At 62.4% G+C, this 19,506-nt stretch carries 19 protein-coding genes; 9 read left to right on the top strand and 10 right to left on the bottom strand.

Going from position 1 to position 19,506, the window contains the following annotated elements:
- The first annotated feature begins 88 nt into the window (after nucleotides 1-88).
- A complete protein-coding gene (locus BM403_RS19450; RefSeq protein WP_093544240.1) occupies nucleotides 89-1,315 on the top strand; it encodes a TIGR03862 family flavoprotein in 1,227 nt (408 codons plus the stop codon).
- Between the two features lie 136 nt (nucleotides 1,316-1,451).
- Here the strand turns inward: BM403_RS19450 and BM403_RS19445 are convergent, their stop codons facing one another.
- A complete protein-coding gene (locus BM403_RS19445; protein WP_015886026.1) occupies nucleotides 1,452-2,786 on the bottom strand; it encodes an RNA helicase RhlE1 in 1,335 nt (444 codons plus the stop codon).
- Between the two features lie 48 nt (nucleotides 2,787-2,834).
- On the bottom strand, nucleotides 2,835-3,731 hold the full coding sequence (yedA, locus tag BM403_RS19440; protein WP_093544369.1) for a drug/metabolite exporter YedA: 897 nt from the start codon (nucleotides 3,729-3,731) through the stop codon (nucleotides 2,835-2,837).
- A 160-nt stretch (nucleotides 3,732-3,891) separates the two neighbouring features.
- Between yedA and BM403_RS19435 the strand changes: the two genes are divergently transcribed.
- Nucleotides 3,892-4,353, top strand: a complete 462-nt coding sequence (locus tag BM403_RS19435; protein ID WP_046036585.1) for an Lrp/AsnC family transcriptional regulator — start codon at nucleotides 3,892-3,894, stop codon at nucleotides 4,351-4,353.
- A gap of 252 nt (nucleotides 4,354-4,605) precedes the next feature.
- Nucleotides 4,606-4,845, top strand: a complete 240-nt coding sequence (locus tag BM403_RS19430) for a DUF3077 domain-containing protein (protein ID WP_093544238.1) — start codon at nucleotides 4,606-4,608, stop codon at nucleotides 4,843-4,845.
- A gap of 223 nt (nucleotides 4,846-5,068) precedes the next feature.
- Here BM403_RS19430 and BM403_RS19425 read toward each other — a convergent pair whose 3' ends face one another.
- The 3 genes from BM403_RS19425 to BM403_RS19415 all read right to left on the bottom strand — a co-directional run bounded on the left by BM403_RS19425 (nucleotide 5,069) and on the right by BM403_RS19415 (nucleotide 7,064).
- The gene (locus BM403_RS19425; protein WP_015886032.1) at nucleotides 5,069-5,680 is read right to left on the bottom strand and encodes a 3'-5' exonuclease; all 612 of its coding nucleotides are present in this window, start codon (nucleotides 5,678-5,680) and stop codon (nucleotides 5,069-5,071) included.
- A 43-nt stretch (nucleotides 5,681-5,723) separates the two neighbouring features.
- Nucleotides 5,724-6,200 (bottom strand): LabA-like NYN domain-containing protein, encoded by a 477-nt coding sequence (locus tag BM403_RS19420; protein WP_015886033.1) that lies wholly within the window; start codon nucleotides 6,198-6,200, stop codon nucleotides 5,724-5,726.
- A gap of 117 nt (nucleotides 6,201-6,317) precedes the next feature.
- Nucleotides 6,318-7,064, bottom strand: a complete 747-nt coding sequence (locus tag BM403_RS19415) for a DUF2076 domain-containing protein (RefSeq protein ID WP_093544236.1) — start codon at nucleotides 7,062-7,064, stop codon at nucleotides 6,318-6,320.
- Between the two features lie 176 nt (nucleotides 7,065-7,240).
- On the opposite strand from BM403_RS19415, the gene BM403_RS19410 reads away from it, so the two are divergent.
- Together BM403_RS19410 and BM403_RS19405 are read left to right on the top strand one after the other, a co-directional pair.
- Complete coding sequence (locus tag BM403_RS19410; protein ID WP_015886035.1) at nucleotides 7,241-7,900, top strand: YciC family protein; 660 nt, start codon at nucleotides 7,241-7,243, stop codon at nucleotides 7,898-7,900.
- A gap of 40 nt (nucleotides 7,901-7,940) precedes the next feature.
- Entirely contained in the window at nucleotides 7,941-9,029 is a 1,089-nt protein-coding gene (locus BM403_RS19405; protein ID WP_015886036.1) for an endonuclease/exonuclease/phosphatase family protein, read from the top strand.
- 122 nt (nucleotides 9,030-9,151) lie between these two features.
- Here BM403_RS19405 and hrpB read toward each other — a convergent pair whose 3' ends face one another.
- Entirely contained in the window at nucleotides 9,152-11,662 is a 2,511-nt protein-coding gene (gene hrpB / locus BM403_RS19400; protein ID WP_093544234.1) for an ATP-dependent helicase HrpB, read from the bottom strand.
- 124 nt (nucleotides 11,663-11,786) lie between these two features.
- Between hrpB and BM403_RS19395 the strand changes: the two genes are divergently transcribed.
- Together BM403_RS19395 and BM403_RS19390 are read left to right on the top strand one after the other, a co-directional pair.
- Nucleotides 11,787-12,206, top strand: a complete 420-nt coding sequence (locus tag BM403_RS19395) for a hypothetical protein (protein WP_043205945.1) — start codon at nucleotides 11,787-11,789, stop codon at nucleotides 12,204-12,206.
- Between the two features lie 9 nt (nucleotides 12,207-12,215).
- A complete protein-coding gene (locus BM403_RS19390; RefSeq protein WP_093544232.1) occupies nucleotides 12,216-13,109 on the top strand; it encodes a cation diffusion facilitator family transporter in 894 nt (297 codons plus the stop codon).
- Here the strand turns inward: BM403_RS19390 and BM403_RS19385 are convergent.
- The gene (locus BM403_RS19385; RefSeq protein WP_046036579.1) at nucleotides 13,106-14,179 is read right to left on the bottom strand and encodes a DUF6515 family protein; all 1,074 of its coding nucleotides are present in this window, start codon (nucleotides 14,177-14,179) and stop codon (nucleotides 13,106-13,108) included. The genes BM403_RS19390 and BM403_RS19385 overlap by 4 nt on opposite strands.
- Before the next feature lie 397 nt (nucleotides 14,180-14,576).
- Between BM403_RS19385 and BM403_RS19380 the strand changes: the two genes are divergently transcribed.
- Together BM403_RS19380 and BM403_RS19375 are read left to right on the top strand one after the other, a co-directional pair.
- A complete protein-coding gene (locus BM403_RS19380; RefSeq protein WP_003176264.1) occupies nucleotides 14,577-15,056 on the top strand; it encodes an Lrp/AsnC family transcriptional regulator in 480 nt (159 codons plus the stop codon).
- A gap of 199 nt (nucleotides 15,057-15,255) precedes the next feature.
- Nucleotides 15,256-15,465 (top strand): DUF2788 domain-containing protein, encoded by a 210-nt coding sequence (locus tag BM403_RS19375; RefSeq protein WP_025999909.1) that lies wholly within the window; start codon nucleotides 15,256-15,258, stop codon nucleotides 15,463-15,465.
- On the opposite strand, the gene BM403_RS19370 is transcribed toward BM403_RS19375, so the two are convergent.
- From BM403_RS19370 to BM403_RS19360, 3 genes are all read right to left on the bottom strand, one after another.
- On the bottom strand, nucleotides 15,460-16,095 hold the full coding sequence (locus BM403_RS19370; protein ID WP_046036578.1) for a pseudouridine synthase: 636 nt from the start codon (nucleotides 16,093-16,095) through the stop codon (nucleotides 15,460-15,462). The two genes, BM403_RS19375 and BM403_RS19370, sit on opposite strands and share 6 nt — an antisense overlap.
- A 71-nt stretch (nucleotides 16,096-16,166) precedes the next feature.
- Entirely contained in the window at nucleotides 16,167-17,639 is a 1,473-nt protein-coding gene (gene amn / locus BM403_RS19365; protein ID WP_162471075.1) for an AMP nucleosidase, read from the bottom strand.
- 178 nt (nucleotides 17,640-17,817) lie between these two features.
- A complete protein-coding gene (locus tag BM403_RS19360) occupies nucleotides 17,818-19,473 on the bottom strand; it encodes an acyl-CoA dehydrogenase family protein (protein WP_093544230.1) in 1,656 nt (551 codons plus the stop codon).
- Between the last annotated feature and the right edge of the window lie 33 nt (nucleotides 19,474-19,506).

The raw sequence follows: 19,506 nt of genomic DNA, 5'->3' as shown, positions 1-19,506 counted from the left end.
TTGTAGGAAAGTGTACGTTTTTTGATCAGGCAGCCACGCTGTCGTCGGGTAGAATACGCGGCCTATTCAAGCCACCAAAGCCCTGCCCATGCCCCAGACCTCACCTCACCACGTCACCCTGATCGGTGGCGGCCCTGCCGGGCTGATGGCGGCCGAAGTCCTGAGCCAAGCGGGCGTGCGCGTGGACCTGTACGACGGCATGCCCTCGGTGGGGCGCAAATTCCTGCTGGCCGGCGTGGGCGGCATGAACATCACCCACTCCGAGGCGTACCCGGCGTTTTTGTCGCGGTATGCCGAACGTGCGCCGCACATGGCGCCGCTGCTGCGTGGGTTTGGCGCCGAGGCGTTGTGCGAATGGATTCACGGCCTGGGCATCGAGACCTTCGTCGGCACCTCCGGCCGAGTATTCCCGACCGATATGAAAGCCGCCCCGCTGCTGCGCGCCTGGCTCAAGCGCCTGCGCGATCAAGGCGTGGTTATCCACACCCGGCATCGTTGGGTGGGGTGGAATGCAGAGGGTGGTTTACTTATCCACAGCCCGGACGGCGATAAAGTTGTCCACAGCGACGCCGTGCTGCTGGCGTTGGGCGGTGGCAGTTGGTCGCGCCTGGGTTCCGACGGTGCCTGGCTCAAGCTGCTGGAAGACAAAGGTGTGCCCTACGCCCCCTTGCAACCGAGCAACTGCGGCTTCGAGGTGTCGGCCTGGAGCGAATTGATGGTCAGCAAATTCTCCGGCGCGCCGCTGAAGAACGTTGCCATTGGGCTGGCGGATGACAAGCCTCGGCTGGGCGAATGCGTGGTCACGGCGACCGGTATCGAAGGCAGTTTGATCTATGCACTGTCGGCGCCGATTCGTGAGGCAATCAATCGCAACGGTTCGGCCACCGTGCATATCGACTTGCTGCCGAGCAAGCCGCTGGACAAGGTCCAGGCCGCCTTGGCCAAGCCGCGGGGTTCACGTTCGATGAGCAAGCATTTGCACAGTCAGTTGGGGTTGGAGGGGGTGAAGGCCGCGCTGTTGCGTGAGTTGGCACCGGCCGAGCACTTCAATGACCCGGCGCAACTGGCGGTGGATATCAAGGCCTTGCCGTTGACGCTGGTGAAGACACGGCCAATGGATGAGGCAATCAGTACGGCGGGCGGGGTGCCGTTTGAGGCGCTGGATGAGCGCTTGATGCTCAAGCAGTTGCCGGGGGTGTTTTGTGCGGGGGAGATGCTGGATTGGGAAGCGCCGACCGGGGGCTACCTACTGACAGGATGCTTTGCCAGCGGAAGGGCGGCTGGGCGGGGGATGTTGGAGTGGCTTAAGCGCTGAGATGTGTGGTGAATCCAGAGCCGGCATCGCAGGCAAGCCAGCTCCCACATTTTGATGTGTGAATACAGTCAAATGTGGGAGGGGCGGTGCGACGATTCGACTTGCCCCCGATGAGGCCATCAGCAGCGCCGAAAAATCACTTCTTCTTACGCGGCCCAGTATTGAACACCGGCACCTTGCGCACCGGCTTGATCGAAGGCTCCACCGGCGCCGCATCCCCGCTGTCCACCCACTTACCCAGGTTGCGCTTACCGCCACCCCCCGACGTTTTAGGCTTCTTCGGTTTTTTCGGCTTCTTCACCACCTGCCCACTGGCGTCGGTGTCCGGCACACGGTGCTCCGGTTCGAAGTCCGGCTCCATCTTGCGGGTCAGGGTCTGACGCGTGAGCATCTCGATCGCCGACAGCATGTTCACTTCATCGGCACACACCAGGGAAATCGCCTCGCCGGTGTTGCCCGCACGCCCGGTACGACCGATGCGGTGGATGTAATCCTCGGCCACGATCGGCAGGTCGAAGTTGACCACCAGCGGCAAATCTTCGATGTCCAGGCCACGGGCCGCCACGTCGGTGGCCACCAGGATCTGCACTTCGCTCGACTTGAAGCGGTCCAGCGCACGTTGGCGGGTGGCTTGTGGTTTGTCGCCGTGGATACCGTCGGCGTTGATGCCCAGGCCTTGCAACTTATCCACCAGCGCATCCACGCCGTTACGGGTCTTGGCGAACACCAGCACCTGCTTCCAGCGGCCTTTGCGCATCAAGTGCACAAACAGCTCCGGCTTGCGCTTCTTGTCCACCGGCACCACCCACTGCTTCACGGTGTTGGCGGCGACGTTGCGCGGGCTGACTTCGATGGTCAGCGGGTCGTTGAGCATCTGCCCGGCCAGCAGGCGGATCTCATCGGAAAAGGTCGCGGAGAACAGCAGGGTCTGGCGCTTTTTCGGCAACATGCGGTAGATGTTCGCCAGCTCTTCGGAGAAGCCCAGGTCGAGCATGCGGTCGGCTTCATCCAGCACCAGGGTTTGCAGCTGGTTGAGTTTCAGCGCGTTCTGGCGGAACAGGTCGATCAGGCGGCCAGGCGTGGCGACCAGAATATCGACACCTTTGCGCAGCTTCATCATCTGCGGGTTGATGCTCACGCCGCCGTACACCGCGTAGGTGGTGAGTGGCAGGTGTTGGGCGTACTCGGCGACGCTGGCATGAACCTGCTCGGCCAGCTCGCGGGTCGGGCACAGGATCAGCGCACGCGCCGAGTTGGCGGCGACTTTCGGCCCTTCGGTGGTCAGCAGTTGCAGCAGCGGCACGGCAAAACCGGCGGTCTTGCCAGTGCCGGTCTGGGCCGCGGCCATCAGGTCGCGACCGGCCAGCACCGCCGGAATGGCTTGCGCCTGCACCGGCGTCGGGGTCTGGTAGCCAAGCGTCTCAAGGGCGCGCAGCAAGGGTTCGATCAGGCCAAGGGTGGCGAAAGTCATGTGTTTACCGTAGGAAAAATTCAGCGCAAGGGCGTAATGCGCCGCAGTTTACCTTATTTCCGGCTTGGGCTTTCGCCACTGGGGCAAGCTGATCAGCAGCACCGCGCTGATGATCACCAACATCGCCAAGGCTTCTTCCAGGCCGATGGTCTCGCCGATAAACACGATCCCCAGCAACACCGCCACTGCGGGGTTGACGTAGGCATAACTGGTCGCCGCTGCGGGACGTACGTGCTTGAGCAGGTACATATAAGCGTTGAAGGCGATGATCGAGCCGAACACGGCCAGGTACGCCAGGGCCAGCCAGCCTTCCAGCGGCGGCATGGCTTGCAGGCGTTCGCCGGTGAGCGCGCTGGCGATCAACAGCGTCACGCCGGCCACCAGCATTTCCGCAGCGCTGGCCATGGCTCCCGGTGGCAACGGCAGGCGCCGACTCCACACCGAACCAAACGCCCACGACGCCGCAGCAAACAGCAGCAAAGCAGCACCCATCGGGCTCGATTGCAACGTGCTGCCCATATTGAGCATAGCGATGCCGATCATCCCCAAGATCACGCCCGCCCATTCCAGCCGGGTATTGCGCGCGCCCCAGAAATAACCGCACAACAACGTGAACAGCGGTACGGTCGCCACCGCCAGTGCCGCCACGCCGGACGACACGCCAGTGTGCTCGGCCACACTCACTGCGCCATTGCCGAAGGTCAGCAGCAAAATGCCAATCGTGGCCGCCGCCTTCCACTGCTCCCACGTCGGCGCGGGCGCTCCACGCCAGCGCAAAAACCCGTACATCGCCGCACCCGCCACCAGAAAACGAATCCCGCCCAGCATCAGCGGCGGCCAGTACTCCACGCCGATGCGAATCACTAAATAGGTGGACCCCCAAATCACATACAACGCAAAAAAGGCAGCGATCAACGGTAAGGGGAAGCGACGTGGGCCAGGCATTGGGTAGCTCTGCGGCATGAGATAGGAGGCTTATTCTAAAAAAGCAGGTCGTTAAACATAAGTTACAAAACCTGTTTAAAACGCCGTTACACTTTTCAAAGCATGGTTATGAACGCTATAACCCGTGTTTTCGAAAGCCGCACGCAACTGGAGCCTTATCATGGACAAATACGACCGTATGCTCCTCAGCGCCCTGCTCGAAGACGGCCGCGCGTCCTACGCGCAATTGGCCCGCACGGTAAACCTCTCCGCCCCCGCCGTGGCCGAGCGCGTGGCCAAGCTGGAGGCCTGCGGCGTGATCACCGGGTATCAGGCCAAGGTGGACTTGTCGAAAGTAGGTTTGCCGATTCAGTGCGTGATTGAACTGCGACTGACCAATCATGGGAGCCAGAAGGTTTATGACGCATTGGCGGAAATCCCTGAGCTGACGGAATGCCATCGGGTGACCGGTGACCCGTGCGTGATCATGCAGGCGGCGGTGGGCTCGATGCCGGAGTTGGAGAATCTAATCAACCGGATCGCGAAGTTCGGGTTCAGCAAGACGTCGATCATTTTGTCGAGCGCGATAGAGCGGCGGGTGCCGTTGGGGCAGTTGGAGGGCAATGGGAAAAATGGTGGCTGAACCGCCGCCATCGCGGGCAAGCCCGGCTCCCACATTTGTAATGCATTCCAACTGTGGGCGCCGGGCTAGCCTGCGATGGCGTCAATCGACTCACTACTTCCCGTTCTTTTGAAGGACATTTCCGAGCGACGTTTGATGTCTTGTTCTGGGCGAACTCCACCACTAGTCTTCTCCACGCCATCGATCCCTCGATGACCGGAAGTGCAAGCCGAAATTGGCGGAGGAGAGAGTTACAAGTCCCGGAGATTCAACATGGTCAAAGCAACCTCAACTGATCCCCAAGCAAACTTCCCCAGCGAAGATGCCCTGCTCAACCGCCGAGCCATCGACTACTACCTCAAAGCCTGCGCCCCGGACGCACCTCATTTCGCCCTGAACGACAACCTGAGTTTCGAAGACGCCCTCGCCCATGCGGCGGATTTGCTGCATTGCGCGGTGGAGATGGCGAAGGGGGTGGTGGATCGGGCGTTGGAGTGTGTGCAGTCGCGATAGCATGTGGCGAGCGGACTTTTTGTGGTGAGCGGGCTTGCCCCGCGCTGGGCTGCGGAGCAGCCCCAAAACCTGATACCCCGTTCTAACTGAAAGAACGCGGCGTCCTTAATTGGGGCTGCTTCGCAGCCCAGCGCGGGGCAAGCCCGCTCACCACAAAAAGCCCGCTTACCACAGCAAGCCCGCTCACCACAAAAGCACGCTCCCACACGGATTTGTGGCGAGGTCAGAACCCGCGATGCTTCTTCAGGTGCTCATTGATCTTCGCCGCTGGCACTTTCTGCAAGGTGCACAGCAGTTCGTGGGATAGCTCGCGCAAGCCGTGGGTGCTGCGCAGTTCCTGGGCCAGGTGCGCGGTCAGGTTGGCGGCCATCTCCGCATCCGCCATCGCCCGGTGAGCCTTGCCGGTGTGGGGCAGTTGGGCGAAGGCGTTGAGCGTGCCGAGTTTGTGGTTGGGCGCGGTGGGCATCAAGCGGCGAGCCAGTAGCAGGGAGCAGGCGAATTTTTGCAGGCGGGTGCGGCGGATCAAGCCCAGTTCGTAGTCCCAGAATTTCTGGTCGAACGCGGCGTTGTGCGCCATCAGTGGCGTGGTCCCGACGAATTCGTTGACTTCGTTCATCACCCGCTCGGCCGGTGGCGCGCTGCGCAGCATGGCGTTGCTGATGCCGGTGAGTTGTTCGATAAAGCCCGGCACGCGCACGCCGGCGTTCATCAGGCTCTGGTAGCGGTCCACGATCTGGCCACGCTCAAGGATGACCACAGCGATCTCCGTGGCCCGGCAATGACTGTTCGGCGTAATGCCGGTGGTTTCAAAGTCGATGACCGCTATACGTTCCAAACCTGTTCCCACTCCGTCTAACTGTTTATTAAGCCGCCGCGCTCTATTTGAGCAGCAGCGCGCCTTCGATCGGCACGTAGCGGCTGGCCGCGCGTATCAGCGAGTTGGCCGTCAGCCCCGGTACGCCGTAGGCCACCGCTTCGACGCCATGCTTATTGATGATGCGGTCGAGCAGCATGTCGAAATCACCGTCGCCGGAAGCCAGCACGATTTCGTCGACGTGGTCGGCGGCGTCCATGATGTCGATGGTGATGCCCACGTCCCAGTCGCCCTTGGCCGAACCGTCGCTGCGCTGGATGTAGGGCTTGAGTTTTACCGTAAAGCCCAGGTTGCGCAGGATCTGCTGGAATTGCTGCTGCTTGCTGTCGCCACGGTCGATGGCATACGCGTACGCCTCGACGATCTGCCCGCGCGAGCTGATATCAGCCCACAAAGCGGCGTAGTTGAAGTGGCAACCATAGGCCTGGCGGACGGTGTAATAGAGGTTCTGAACATCGGCGAACACTGCAATTTTCTTCACCGCACTTCCTCATGACAGCCAGGCGCCAGGGCCCGGAAAGGGTGCCAGTATGCCAGCCGCGAGTGAGTTGCCGGGAAAAATCAGACCGGGGCGACGAAGCGCCCCGGCCAAGATGCGTCAGACGAAGGAATCGTCATCGCCGAAAGAGGAAGAGTCGTCGGAATAATCGCTGTCTGCGAAGCTGTCCGAGCTGTTGCTGCCCCAACTGTCGTTACCGGCAAACTTCTGGTCATCATTGCCCCAGTTGCCGTTGTCACTGGCAGGCGCCGGCTCTTCGCGGATGATTTCTTCCACCACTTGCGGTTGTTGCGAGTTGTGGTTGAACAGGCTGCTGATACCTTCGGCCAGCAACACACCACCGGCCACGCCGGCAGCGGTTTTCATCGCGCCGCCGAGGAAACCGCTGCCCACTGGCGCTGCGGCAGGCGCCTGTTGCGGCTGTTGATAATTCTGCTGCGGCGCCGGCTGGCCAAAGGACGGCCGTGCCGGTTCACGCCAGCCACCGCCGGAGGACGTCGGCGCATTTTGGGCGGGTTGCGGGTCACGGGAACCGCCGCCGCCAAAGATGCTCGACAAGAACCCACCGCCACTCGAAGGCGCAGGTTGTGCTGATTTAGCCCGTTGCAGCTCATCCTGCAATTGCTGGATCTGCTGCGCCTGCTGTTTGTTCTGCGCGTCGAGACTCTTGAGCGCGTGTTCCTGCACCAAAATCGACTGGGTCATGTAGTACCCAGCGGCCGGTTGGCGAGTCATGTGCTCCTTGATCCGCGCTTCGGCCTGGGCGTCGCGGGGGGCTGAGTCCGTTTCGGCTTGCTGCAACCGTGAAAACAGTCCATCGATCAGGGTTTGCTCTTCGCTGTTCATGGCGACCTCGTTAGATTGCCGGTAGAAATCGTGGTGTCGCCTTTAATCAGGCGCCGTCCTAGTTATGGGGGTGTTACGAGTTGTTTCAATGGTCTTTACTCAAGGTTTACGTTTGCTTACCGCCAGTGATGATCGGTTAAAGTGTTGCCCTTGCTTTCAGGCCTGCGATGAACTTGATGAATCCGTTAGACGTATTGCGCGACTCTTTCCGCTTCACCCAACGCAACCTGGGCGCCATCGTCCAGCTGTGCTTGCCGTTGGTGATTTTCGAAGCCCTGCTGCAACAGGTGCTCAACCACGTGGTGGGCCCGGATGCGTTCCCCGGCTACAGCGTGGTGGTGGGGTTGCTGGTGTACCCGCTGTACACAGGCGCGCTGATCCTGTTTCTGGATGCTCGCACACGGGGCGAGTCGCCGCGCACTAAAGATATATGGGCCATGGCCCTCACCCTGTGGCCGCGCTTCGCCCTGCTGACGGCCATGAGCACGCTGCTGATCCTGTTGGGGCTGTCGCTATACTTCCTGCCGGGCCTGTGGCTGATGGTGGTGCTGGCCTTTGCCGAGTACCTGCTGGTGCTGCGCGGCATGCCGGCGCTGGAGGCGATGAAGGAAAGCTTCCGCCTGAGCCGTGGGCATTTCTGGATGATCCTGGTGTGCCTGCTGTGTGTGATGACCCCCTTGTGGCTGCTCAAGGGCGCCAGTGTTGCGGCGTATCCCGAGCCTGCGCCGCTGCTGGGACTGTTGCTGGACAGCGCCCACAGCTTCCTGCAACTGTTTACCAGCGTGGTGCTGTTTCGTTTATTCATGCTGATCGGTGGCGATGCAGACGCACGGTGATATGCTCCGTGCCACTCCTGAAACGCTATAAGCCGAGCCGATGACCCGTTTATTGCGCATCACCCTGCTGGGCCTGTTGATCATCACAGGCCTGCTCGTCACCCTGATCTACAGCCTCACCTGGCGCCCCGAGCCGAAGGAAACCCTGCCGGTGAGCTGCGTTGCACCGCGTGCGCCCACGCTGCTGCCGGGGCAGGCGCTCAAGGTCATGACCTGGAACGTGCAATACCTGGCCGGCAAGAACTACGTGTTCTGGTACGACACCGCCGACGGCAGTGGCCCGGACGACCGTCCCACCGTGGAAGACATGGCCGCCAGCCTCGACGAAGTGGCACGGGTGATTCGCGATGAACAACCCGACATCCTGCTGCTGCAGGAACTCGACGAAAACGCCAAGCCCTCCCATTACCAGGACCAGCTTGCCCTGCTGCAAGAGCGCCTGGTCGACCTCTACCCCTGCAGCGTCCAGGCCTTCGACTGGAAGGCCGACTTTGTTCCCGACTGGCATATCTTCGGCAGCGTCGGTCGCAAGCTGGCGACACTGAGCCGCTACCAGATCGAGCACGCCGAACGCCTGCAGCTGCCGGCGCCCGAAGCCAATATCATCAGCCGCCAGTTCCAACCCAAGCCCGCCCTGCTGTTGACCTACCTGCCGCTGAGCGACGGTGGCCAACTGGCCGTGCTCAATACCCGCCTGGACGGTGATAGCCCTGGGCGCAGTGCGGTGCAGGAACAAGTAAAAACCACGGTCAAGCTGCTGGATAAATTCGAAGGCCGTGGCACGCCCTGGCTGATCGGTGGCGATTTCAACCTGCTGCCCCTGGGGCAATTCCTGCGCCTGGACGCCGGCAAGCGCGGGCAGTATTCGCCGGACAGCGAGCTGCATTTGCTGTGGGACAAGTACCCGATGATCCCGAGTAATAGCCAATCCAGCGGGATTGACCGTGAGAAATGGTTGACCCACTTCCCCAACGACCCGAGCGTGGACGGGCCCGACCGCACGCTGGACTACCTGTTCTACAGCCCGCGGATCAAGCGGGTGGAGGCGAAGGTGCGCCAGGAGGATACGTTGCGTATTTCCAACCATCTTCCGGTGATTGCCCGCTTCCTGCTGCCCGCCGCGCCATAACCAACACCGCAAAACCCATGTGGGAGGGGGCTTGCCCCCGATGGCAGTGTGTCAGCCAATACCTCTCTAGCTGACAGACCGCCATCGGGGGCAAGCCCCCTCCCACATTTGGACCTGTGGCGTTACGACTTGCGAGGTTTTATCCGCGCAGTTGCTTCAGCCACCAACGGATCATCCGGCCAATAGTGCTTCGGGTACCGCCCCTTCAAATCCTTCTTCACCTCGGCGTAGGTACTGCGCCAGAAGTTCGCCAGGTCCTGCGTCACCTGCACCGGCCGACGCGCCGGGGACAGCAGGTGCAGCTTCACCACCTGGCGTCCGCCGGCAATGCGGGGTGTATCCGCCAGCCCGAACAATTCCTGCAAACGCACCGCCAGAATCGGCGGCTGCTCGCTGTAGTCCAGCCGCACCGACGAACCCGACGGCACTTTCACGTGCTGCGGCGCCAGTTCGTCCAGGCGCTGGGGCAACGGCCAGGGCAGCAGGTTGTGCAGGAAGCTGGAGATATCCAGACTGGCGAAGTGGCTCAGCCGCGAGACTTTGCCCAGATAGGGCATCAGCCAGTGCTCGAGGCTGGCGAGCAACGCCTTGTCGCTGATGTCGGGCCATTCGCTGGTTTTACCGGCGTCCAGCTGGCGCAGCAGCATGACGCGGGCCTGCCACTGGCGCAGCTCCGGCGTCCACGGCAGCAGTTCCAGGCCTTTGCGGCGCACCAGGTTGACCAGCGCCTGGCTGCGTGCGGATTCGTCGAGACCGGTCAACGGCTCACGGCTGAGCACCAATTCGCCGACTTTGCGTTGGCGTTCGGCGCGCAGCACGCCTTCGCGTTCATCCCAGTCCAACTGGTCGACGTTGCACACTTGTTCGGCGAGCACCGTGTCGAACAGCATCGGGTCAAAATCCGCCGCCAGGTAGATGCGTTCTTCACGCTGGCCCTGGCGACTGCCCAGATCGGCGATGACCAGCCAGGGTTGCTTCATGAGGCTGTCAGCCTCGGCGAACACTGCAGCGCGGCCATTGGCCAGGCGGTATTCGGCACCACCGGGGCGCCGTTGCTGGGCGACACGGTCCGGGTAGGCCAGGGCCAGCAAGGCACCGAGCCAGCGCGGGTGATCGGGGTCGGCAACGGGTTGAGCCGCCTGGCCTCTTAAGTAGCCACGATATTGTCGCGCCAGTTGCTTGGCCCGCTGCACGCCGCCTTGGCTGCCGCGGGCGCGCTCCTCGCCGGACAGAAGCGCCAGCCGACTGTGCAAATCCGCACCGCCACCGCGCAAGATATCGCGCTCTCCCAGCAAGGCGGCCACGTCGCATGCCGTCGCCGCCAACCCGAGATCTTGCCCGCGCAGCAACAAATGGGCGATACGCGGATGGGCCGGCAGCTCGGCCATCTTCTGCCCATGGGCGGTGAGCGTGTCGTCATTCAAGGCGCCGAGGCGCTGCAACAAATCCTGAGCCTGGGCATACGCAGCGGTCGGCGGCACATCCAGCCATACCAACTGCGCAGGCGTGACGCCCCAGCGCGCCAACTGCAGCGCCAGGCCGGCCAGGTCGGCCGCCAGAATTTCCGCACTGCCGTACGCAGCCAACCCTTCATGCTGGTCCTCGGACCACAAGCGATAACACACCCCAGGTTCCAGACGCCCTGCCCGGCCGGCGCGCTGGGTGGCACTGGCGCGGGAGATACGTTGGGTGTCGAGGCGGGTCATGCCGCTGCCGGGGTCGAAACGCGGCACCCGCGCCAACCCGGCATCGATCACCACGCGCACGCCGTTGATGGTCAGGCTGGTCTCGGCGATGTTGGTCGCCAGCACGACTTTGCGTTTGCCCGCGGGCGCCGGGTCGATGGCCGCGCGCTGGGCGTTGAGGTCGAGCTCGCCATGCAACGGGCACAGCAGCACATCGGTGCGATCGCCCAAGGCATCGGCCAACTGCTGGTTGACCCGGCGAATCTCCGCCTGCCCCGGCAAGAACACCAGCACGCTGCCGGTTTCGTCATGCAGGGCTTCGAGGATCGTTTGCACAACACGCGGCTCGATGAATTCACCCGGCTGGTACGGCCGCCCCCAGCGCATCTGCACCGGGAACATACGCCCTTCGCTGCGCAGGATCGGCGCGTCATCCAGCAGGCTGGCCAGGCGTTCGCCTTCGAGGGTGGCGGACATCAGCAGGATTTTCAGCGGTTGCTCATCGCGAAACAGCTCGCGGCCATTCAGGCTCAGGGCCAGCGCCAGGTCGGCATCAAGGCTGCGTTCATGGAACTCATCGAAGATCAGCAGGCCCACGCCGTCCAGCGCCGGGTCGTCCTGCAGGCGGCGGGTGAGGATGCCTTCGGTGACCACTTCGATGCGGGTGTTGGGGCCGACTTTGCTGTCCAGGCGGATGCGATAGCCGACGGTTTCACCGACCTTCTCGCCCAACTCGCTGGCCAAGCGTTCGGCCGCCGCACGGGCGGCGAGACGACGGGGTTCGAGCATCAGAATGGTCTGCCCGGTCAGCCATGGCTCATTCAACAACGCCAACGGCACACGGGTGGTTTTACCGGCGCCGGGCGGCGCTTCCAGCACGGCCTCATGGCGAATCGCCAAGGCGTCACGCAGGGCGGGTAAAACATCATCAATCGGCAACGAATTCATACTGGCTCCAAAGCAGAGCGGCGAGTATAACGGCGAACTGCCGAGTGCCGACGATGGTCTCAAGGCCATTGCCATAAGACCGTTGCTATATAGTCCCGTATCAACCGTGTTCAGGAGAGTTTCCATGCGTATCGCTTCCCGTGTCATCGGCGGTGTCCTCGCCGTCACCCTGCTGAGCCAACTGACGGCTTGCGGCTCGATTTTCTACCCCGACCGCCGTGGCCAGATCGACGGCAAGATCGACCCGACCATTGCCGTGCTCGATGCCGTGGGCCTGCTGTTTTATGTGATCCCTGGCCTGATCGCGTTTGGCGTGGACTTCGCCACCGGCGCAATCTATTTCGAACCGGGCAAGACCGCCCAGGTCGACCCGCAAAAACTCCACGAAGCCATTGGCGCCGATGGCAAGGTCGACAACGCCAAACTGCAAAGCATCATCCAGAAAGAAACCGGCCGCACCCTGCCGCTCGACGACCCGCGCATGATCCAGTTCAAGGGCAGCGTGCAACAGCTCGCCAGCCTTGGCCTGCAACCCGCCGCTTAAGGACCGTCTATGACCATCAGCCCCGAACACGCCAGGCTCCTGCGCCTGGCCACCCGCGCGTCGGTGGGCGTGGCCTGTGCACTGATTATCACCAAGGCCATCGCCTGGTGGCTCAGCGGCTCGGTGAGCATGCTCGCCGGCTTGACCGACTCCCTGCTGGACGGCGTGACTTCGCTGCTGAACCTGGTCGCGGTGCATTACGCCCTGCGCCCGGCCGATGACGATCACCGTTACGGGCATGGCAAGGCCGAGTCGCTGTCGGGCATGGCCCAGGCGCTGTTTATCGGCGGCAGTGCGGTACTGATCGCGTTCCAGGCCTACGAGCGCCTGCAACATCCAGAGCCGGTGGGCGCGCCGTGGTTAAGCATTGGCGTGATCATCTTTTCCCTGGTACTGACGGTGGCGCTGTTGATACTGCAACACCGGGTGATCCGCGAAACCGGCTCCAACGCCGTGCGTGCGGACTCGCTGCACTACCGCTCCGACTTGATGCTCAACGGCAGCATTCTCGTGGCACTGGTGCTGGCGGGCATGGGCTTTCATCAAGTCGACGCCTGGTTCGGCCTGGGCATCGCCGCCTACATTTTGTGGAGCGCGATCCAGATCGCCCGGGAAAGCTTTGCGGTGCTGATGGATGAAGAGCTGCCGCCGGACGTCAGCCAGCACATGCTGGAACTGGCCCGTGGCGTACCGGGGGTGTTGGGTGCGCATGATTTGCGCACGCGGATTTCCGGCAGCCACTGGTTTGTGCAACTGCACCTGGAACTGCCGGGGGAATTGACGCTGTCAGTGGCCCATGGCATCAGCGACCAGGCCGCCGATGCCATTCACAAAGCCTACCCGCGCGCTGAAGTGCTGGTGCACGCCGACCCGCGGGAAGTGGTCACGGGCAATAAAACCTAGTATTGCACCTGATAACCACGACTGCTCAGGCAGTTGCCCTGGGCCTGGCGGTAGGTTTGCACCACCGCCGGGTCGGGGGCGTAGGTCACTTGCTGCGGGTCGAAACCACTTTGCTGCACCGCCCAGCGATAACAGTCATAACCGTCCTGCTGCACCTGGGCCGGTGACTGGCCGTTGGCGGGATACGCCACCACGTCATAACCATTACCTTGCGGCGTAGGCTGCGGCGACGGCACGGCGGTCGGCGGTTGCACCACCACGTACTGCTGGGAGCTGCTTTCGTAGGTGTAGTAAGAGCCCGCTGCGAGGAAGAACAGCGCACTGCCTATCCACACTTCACGCGCATAGTCCGGCAGGGAATGCACGCGGATGCCATACGGCGGCGTCACCACCACATAACGTGGGCCTTGTGGGCGGTACCAGTAGCCGCCGGAGTAGAAGTAATCCTGGCCACGGTAAGGCACGCGGTAATTGTGATCGGGGAAGCGGTCGACCACGTAACCGGGGCGATGTTGCGGGCCTGGGCCCCAGCCATTGCCGTGCCCGTCGGGGCGGCCTGGCCAGCGGTTGTCACCGGGGCGAGAGCCTGGGCCGCCGGCCTCCCAGTGCGGGTTGCCATCATTGCGTCGAGGGATGTCGCGGTAGTAACCCTGGCGGGGTTCCTGGGTCTGGCGCACGGTGTCGGGGCGACTCTGGATCGGCAGGTTATTCGCGGGTTGCGGTTGCGGCGGTTGCACCGGTCGCCCCTGCTCATTGCCTTGGGGGCGCCCCTGCCATTGGCCACCACCGTTCTGGCCACCGCGATCAAAATGCTGATTCTGTGGGCGCGGCTGATTGTTTTCGGGCCGTGCCTGAGTGTTTTCCGGCCGTTGCGGGGCATTTTGCGGGCGCGGTGGGTTGTTCTGCGGACGCGGCTGTTCATTTCCACCAGGCCGACCGCCCTCCGGCCCTCTTTCATGCTGACCACCGCCGTCACCGCGCGGTGCGTTGTCACGCTCGTCGGCGACTGCCTGGGCGCCAACGGTGACCATCAGCAAACCTACACCTGCCAAACGCCAGATGCGCTTCATGCTATTCCTCACTGCGGATTAGGGCCTGTCCATGAGACTGGAAAAGCCAGGCCCGGTTCTCGCACAGGTTATCAGCAGGCAAAAGAAAAGGGGTGACCCGTCGGCCACCCCTTGAGAACTTCGTCCTGGCTCAACGCTTTTGACGTTGGCTCACCTCACGCCGTCTTGTGGACAGTGTGCAGCCTGGAGGCCGGCTCAACCCTGCTGAGGTGGCGGCCGCAGCAGGCCTGATTGGGCGAGCTGCTGTGGACTGTTGTCCAGGCGGTGATTCTGTTGATAAAGATACCCGCCTGCGCCCGACAGATGATTGCGAAGATTGCGTCAATAAACAGTGCTTGCGCAATTTTTAACCCTTCATGGATAATTCACCGCAATAGTTACGACAAAGGCCATCCCAATGAGCAAGCTTGACCGATACGACCTGAGTATTTTGGCGGAATTGCAGCGCGACGCGAGGATCTCCAACCAAGAGTTGGCCGAACGCATCGGCTTGTCGCCGTCGCCGTGCTCGCGCCGGGTCAAGCAGTTGGAGGACGACGGCTACATCTCCCGTCAGGTCGCCTTGCTCGACCGCAAGATGCTCGGGCTGAGCCTGACGGCTTACGTGCTGATCGGCATGGACCGCCACACCCCCGAGCGCTTCGAGAATTTTGAAGCGGCGATCCGCACCCTGCCGCAAGTGCTGGAGTGCAGTTTGGTGACGGGGATGGATGCTGACTATCAGTTGAAAGTGGTGGTACCGGACATGGATCACTACCAGAAACTGCTGCTGGGGCATTTGACCCGCATTGAAGGCGTGACCAGCGTGCGTTCCAGCTTTGTGCTCAATCAGGTATTGAACAGCACCGAACTGCCCCTGACCCACCTGCGCACTTAAGATCGGTGAAGGTCAAATGTGGGAGGGGGCTTGCCCCCGATGGCTGAGTGTCAGTCAGTTATTTATCAACTGACCCACCGCTATCGGGGGCAAGCCCCCTCCCACATTTGGATTGCACTTCGATCCAGGTCAATGTTGCGTCTGTAACGCTGCCGTATACTTCCCGTCTGCCCTGTCGGAAAAATACCCCGTGAACAACATCGACCCCGCCCTCTTCGAAGAATGGATGATGACCGGCCTGGTCACGATCCTGATCATTTTCATGGGCTTTATCGTTTGGGACTTGGCGAAGAAGTCCAAGGCCGGGCGCTTTGGCTCGTTCATCCTGTTCTTCGTACTGGGCCTGGGCGTGGCCGCGTTCATCATCAAGAGCGTGGTGATCGGCCTGATCGAGTCCGGCGCTTTATAAGCGCGCCGGCACTTCTTTCCATTGGCCCTGATCCAGGCCATCGATTGTCCAATCGCCAATTCGTACACGCACCAGGCGCAACGTGGGCAGGCCCACGGCCGCGGTCATACGCCGCACCTGGCGGTTACGTCCTTCACGAATCACCAATTCCAACCAATGGGTCGGCACGCTTTTGCGAAAGCGCACGGGCGGGTTACGTGGCCATAACGCGGGCTCTTCCAATAGCCGCGCTTCGGCAGGCAAGGTCTTGCCGTCGTTGAGCGCTACGCCGTCGCGCAAGCGTTGCAGCTGCTCTTCGGTGGGCTCGCCTTCCACTTGCACCCAGTAGGTTTTCGCCAGTTTGTGCTTGGGGTCGGCAATCCGCGCTTGCAACTGGCCGTCGTTGGTCAGCAGCAACAGGCCTTCGCTGTCACGGTCCAGGCGGCCCGCCGGGTAGATACCGGGGATGTCGATAAAATCCTTGAGGGTCGCGCGCCCGCCTTCGTCGCTGAACTGGGTCAGCACATCGAACGGCTTATTGAACAGGATCAACTTCGGCTCGGCCGGTGGTGCCTTGGCGACACGCCGCGCAGCGGAATACGGGGGTTTCACACCAGGGCGGCGTGAATCGGGACGGGAGGGACGGGACATGGCAAAGGAACATCTAACGGTCAGGACCGACAATGCTAGTGGCCTGACCGTTAAATAACCATCCCAACCGCTTAGCGGAACGGCGGTTCGTCGAAGCTGCGCAGTTTGCGCGAGTGCAGCGAGTTAAGTTCGGTACGCAGCAAATCCACGGCCTCAATGCCGATCTTCAAGTGCTGGCTCACCGCACGTTCATAGAACGCATTGGCCGAACCCGGCAGCTTGATTTCGCTGTGCAGCGGTTTGTCCGACACACACAGCAACGTGCCGTACGGCACCCGCAGGCGATAACCCTGGGCCGCGATGGTGCCGCTTTCCATGTCCACGGCGACGGCGCGGGACAGGTTGATCAGCGGGCGCTCCTGGGCCCAGCGCAGTTCCCAGTTACGGTCGTCGTAGGTCAATACGGTGCCGGTGCGCAGGCGTTTTTTCAGCTCTTCGCCTTTTTCGCCGGTGACATTGGCAGCCGCTTGCTGCAAGGCCATCTGCACTTCGGCCAAGGCCGGGATCGGGATATTCGGCGGCACCACCCGGTCGAGAATCCCGTCGCGGCGCATGTAGGCGTGGGCCAGTACGTAATCGCCGATGGTCTGGGATTGGCGCAGTCCGCCGCAGTGGCCAATCATCAGCCAGCAATGCGGGCGCAGCACCGCCAGGTGGTCGGTGATGTTCTTGGCGTTGGACGGGCCGACGCCGATATTCACCAGGGTCACACCGTGGCCATCAGTGGCTTGCAGGTGATAGGCCGGCATCTGGTAACGGTGCCACACCACGCCTGCGGCAATCGCCGACGCTTCGCCGTGGTCCATGGCCTTGTCGATCACCACGTTGCCCGGCAGCACCATGCGGATAAAGCGCGGGTCGCTGCGTAGTTGCTCCAGGCCATGCAAGATGAACTGGTCGACATAACGGTGGTAGTTGGTCAGCAGGATCCACGGCTGTACATGGCGCCAGTCACTGCCGGTGTAATGCACCAGGCGACGCAACGAGAAATCCACGCGGGCAGCATCGAACAGCGCCAGGGGCAGCGGGTCGGTGTTTTCCCAATCGTAGAGGCCATCGGCGATGCCATCGGTGGCGGCCGACAGGTCGGTGCTGGGGAACACGCGCGCCAGGGTCGCGGCGGTCACGCCGGAGCCGGCCAGTTCGTCGCCCTGCTCCACCACGTACGGGTACGGGATGTTCTGCTGGCTGACGCCGACTTCCACCGTCACGGTGAAGTCGTGCATCAGCGGCACCAGTTGTTCCAGCAGGTACTTACGAAACGCTGCAGGATGGGTGACGGTGACGCTGTAGGTCCCCGGCAACTGGACCTTGGCATAGGCGCGGGTGGTCTGAGGGACTTCGCCGTGGCAGTGGTAGGTCAGGCGCAGTTCCGGGTAGCGAAACAGCGCACGTTGTGCGGCGTCGGGCTCGACGCGGTCTTTGAGGTATTGCTTGAGGGCTTGATTGAGCGCGCCGGTAGCACGCTCATGCAGAGCCGCCAGCCGATCGACGGCCTCTTCGGCGGTTTGAACGACAACAAAAGCTTCGGTCACGGTAAGCATCCTGTGTTCTGACTTGCAGGCCTTTATCTTGCCTGTATCCCGGCCGCACCGAAACACCAGAGTTGGAATGCAGTAAATGTGGGAGGGGGCTTGCCCCCGATAGCTGACGGTCAGCCAACACCTCTGTCGCTGACAAACCGCTATCGGGGGCAAGCCCCCTCCCACATTTTGACCGCGTTTACATAGATGAATGCGGGCTTGAGCGAGCGACGATGGCGTCGACATCAACGCCTCGCGGCAACGTGCCATACACCCGGCCGGACGACTCGCCCAACCGACTGGCGATAAACCCATCACTCACCGCCGCAATCCCCGCCTCGAGCAGCAACTTGGCCTGCAACGCCACGGCAATGTCCTCGGTGAGCTGCCGCGCGCGGTATTGGATGTCCTGGGTGTCCATGAACGCCGACTTCAGCTGTTCGATATGCCGCGCCAACAGCCGGTCGCCATGCCCATCCCCCAACTCCACAAACAGCGCCTCCAACACACCCGGCTCTTTCGACAACGCCCGCAGCACGTCCAGGCACTGCACATTGCCGGAACCTTCCCACGTCGAATTCACCGGCGCCTCACGGTACAGACGCGGCAGGATGCTGTCCTCGACATACCCGGCACCGCCCATGCACTCGGCGGCTTCGTTGATCATCGCCGGGGCGCGCTTGCAGATCCAATACTTGCCCACCGCTGTCACCAGACGGGAAAACTTGGCTTCCTGCTCATCACCCAGGTGATCCAGCGCCCGGCCCATGCGCAGGCTCAAGGCCAGTGCGGCCTCGCTTTCCAGCGCCAAGTCGGCCAGCACGTTCTGCATCAGCGGTTGCTCGCTGAGCACGCGGCCACCCACGGAACGATGGGCACAATGATGGCTGGCCTGGGTCAGCGCCTGGCGCATCAGGGCGCTGGAGCCGACCATACAATCAAAGCGGGTCATGGCGACCATCTCGATGATGGTCGGCACGCCACGACCTTCCTCGCCGATCATCCAGGCCAGGGCGCCACGGAACTCCACTTCGCTGGAGGCATTGGAGCAGTTGCCGAGCTTGTTTTTCAGGCGCTGGATATAGAACTCGTTGCGCGTGTCATCCGGGCGGTGCCGGGGCAGCAGGAAACAGGTGAGGCCCTTGTCGGTCTGGGCCAGCGTCAGGAAGGCATCGCACATCGGCGCCGAGCAGAACCACTTGTGGCCCACCAGTTCATACGCCTGGCCGGGGCCGCCCGCGCCTACGGGGTAAGCGCGGGTGGTGTTGGCGCGCACGTCGGTGCCGCCTTGTTTCTCGGTCATGGCCATGCCGATGGTGGCACCGGCCTTATGGGCGATGCCGACGTTGCGCGGGTCATAGTCGGTGCTGAGAATCTTCGGCAGCCAGGTCTTGGCAAGGTCAGGTTGCAGGCGCAGGGCCGGCACGCAGGCGAAGGTCATGGTCAGCGGGCAGCCGGTGCCCGCTTCGGCCTGGCTGTGCAGGTAGGTCATGGCGGCGCGGGCCACATGGGCGCCGGACTGCGGATGAGCCCACGGCAGCGACGGCAGGCCGTGCTCGACGGCCGTGCGCATCAGCTCGTGGTAAGCCGGGTGAAACTCCACTAGGTCGATGCGATGGCCATAACGGTCGTGGCTGCTGAACACCGGTTTGTTCTGGTTCGCCAGGAATCCGGCCTCCATCAGCGGCCCGCCGGCCAACGCACCGTACGCATCAATGCGCGCGTGTGCCCAGCCGGCGCCAAAGCGGCGCGACCATTCCTGCAGGGGCAAATCGATGCGGTACAGGTTGGTGCCGTCCAGGGACGGGGGCTGGTTGGTGACGTCGTGGGTTTCGGCGAACTGATGCAGGTTCATGACGGGCCTCCTGGAAAAGGCCACGTTTATTTG

Source organism: Pseudomonas sp. OV546 (assembly GCF_900116845.1).
In the GTDB taxonomy this organism is placed as follows: Bacteria; Pseudomonadota; Gammaproteobacteria; order Pseudomonadales; family Pseudomonadaceae; genus Aquipseudomonas; species Aquipseudomonas petroselini.
The sequence above is the reverse complement of the archived record's forward strand: the minus strand, read 5'-3'. Positions and strand labels throughout refer to the sequence as shown.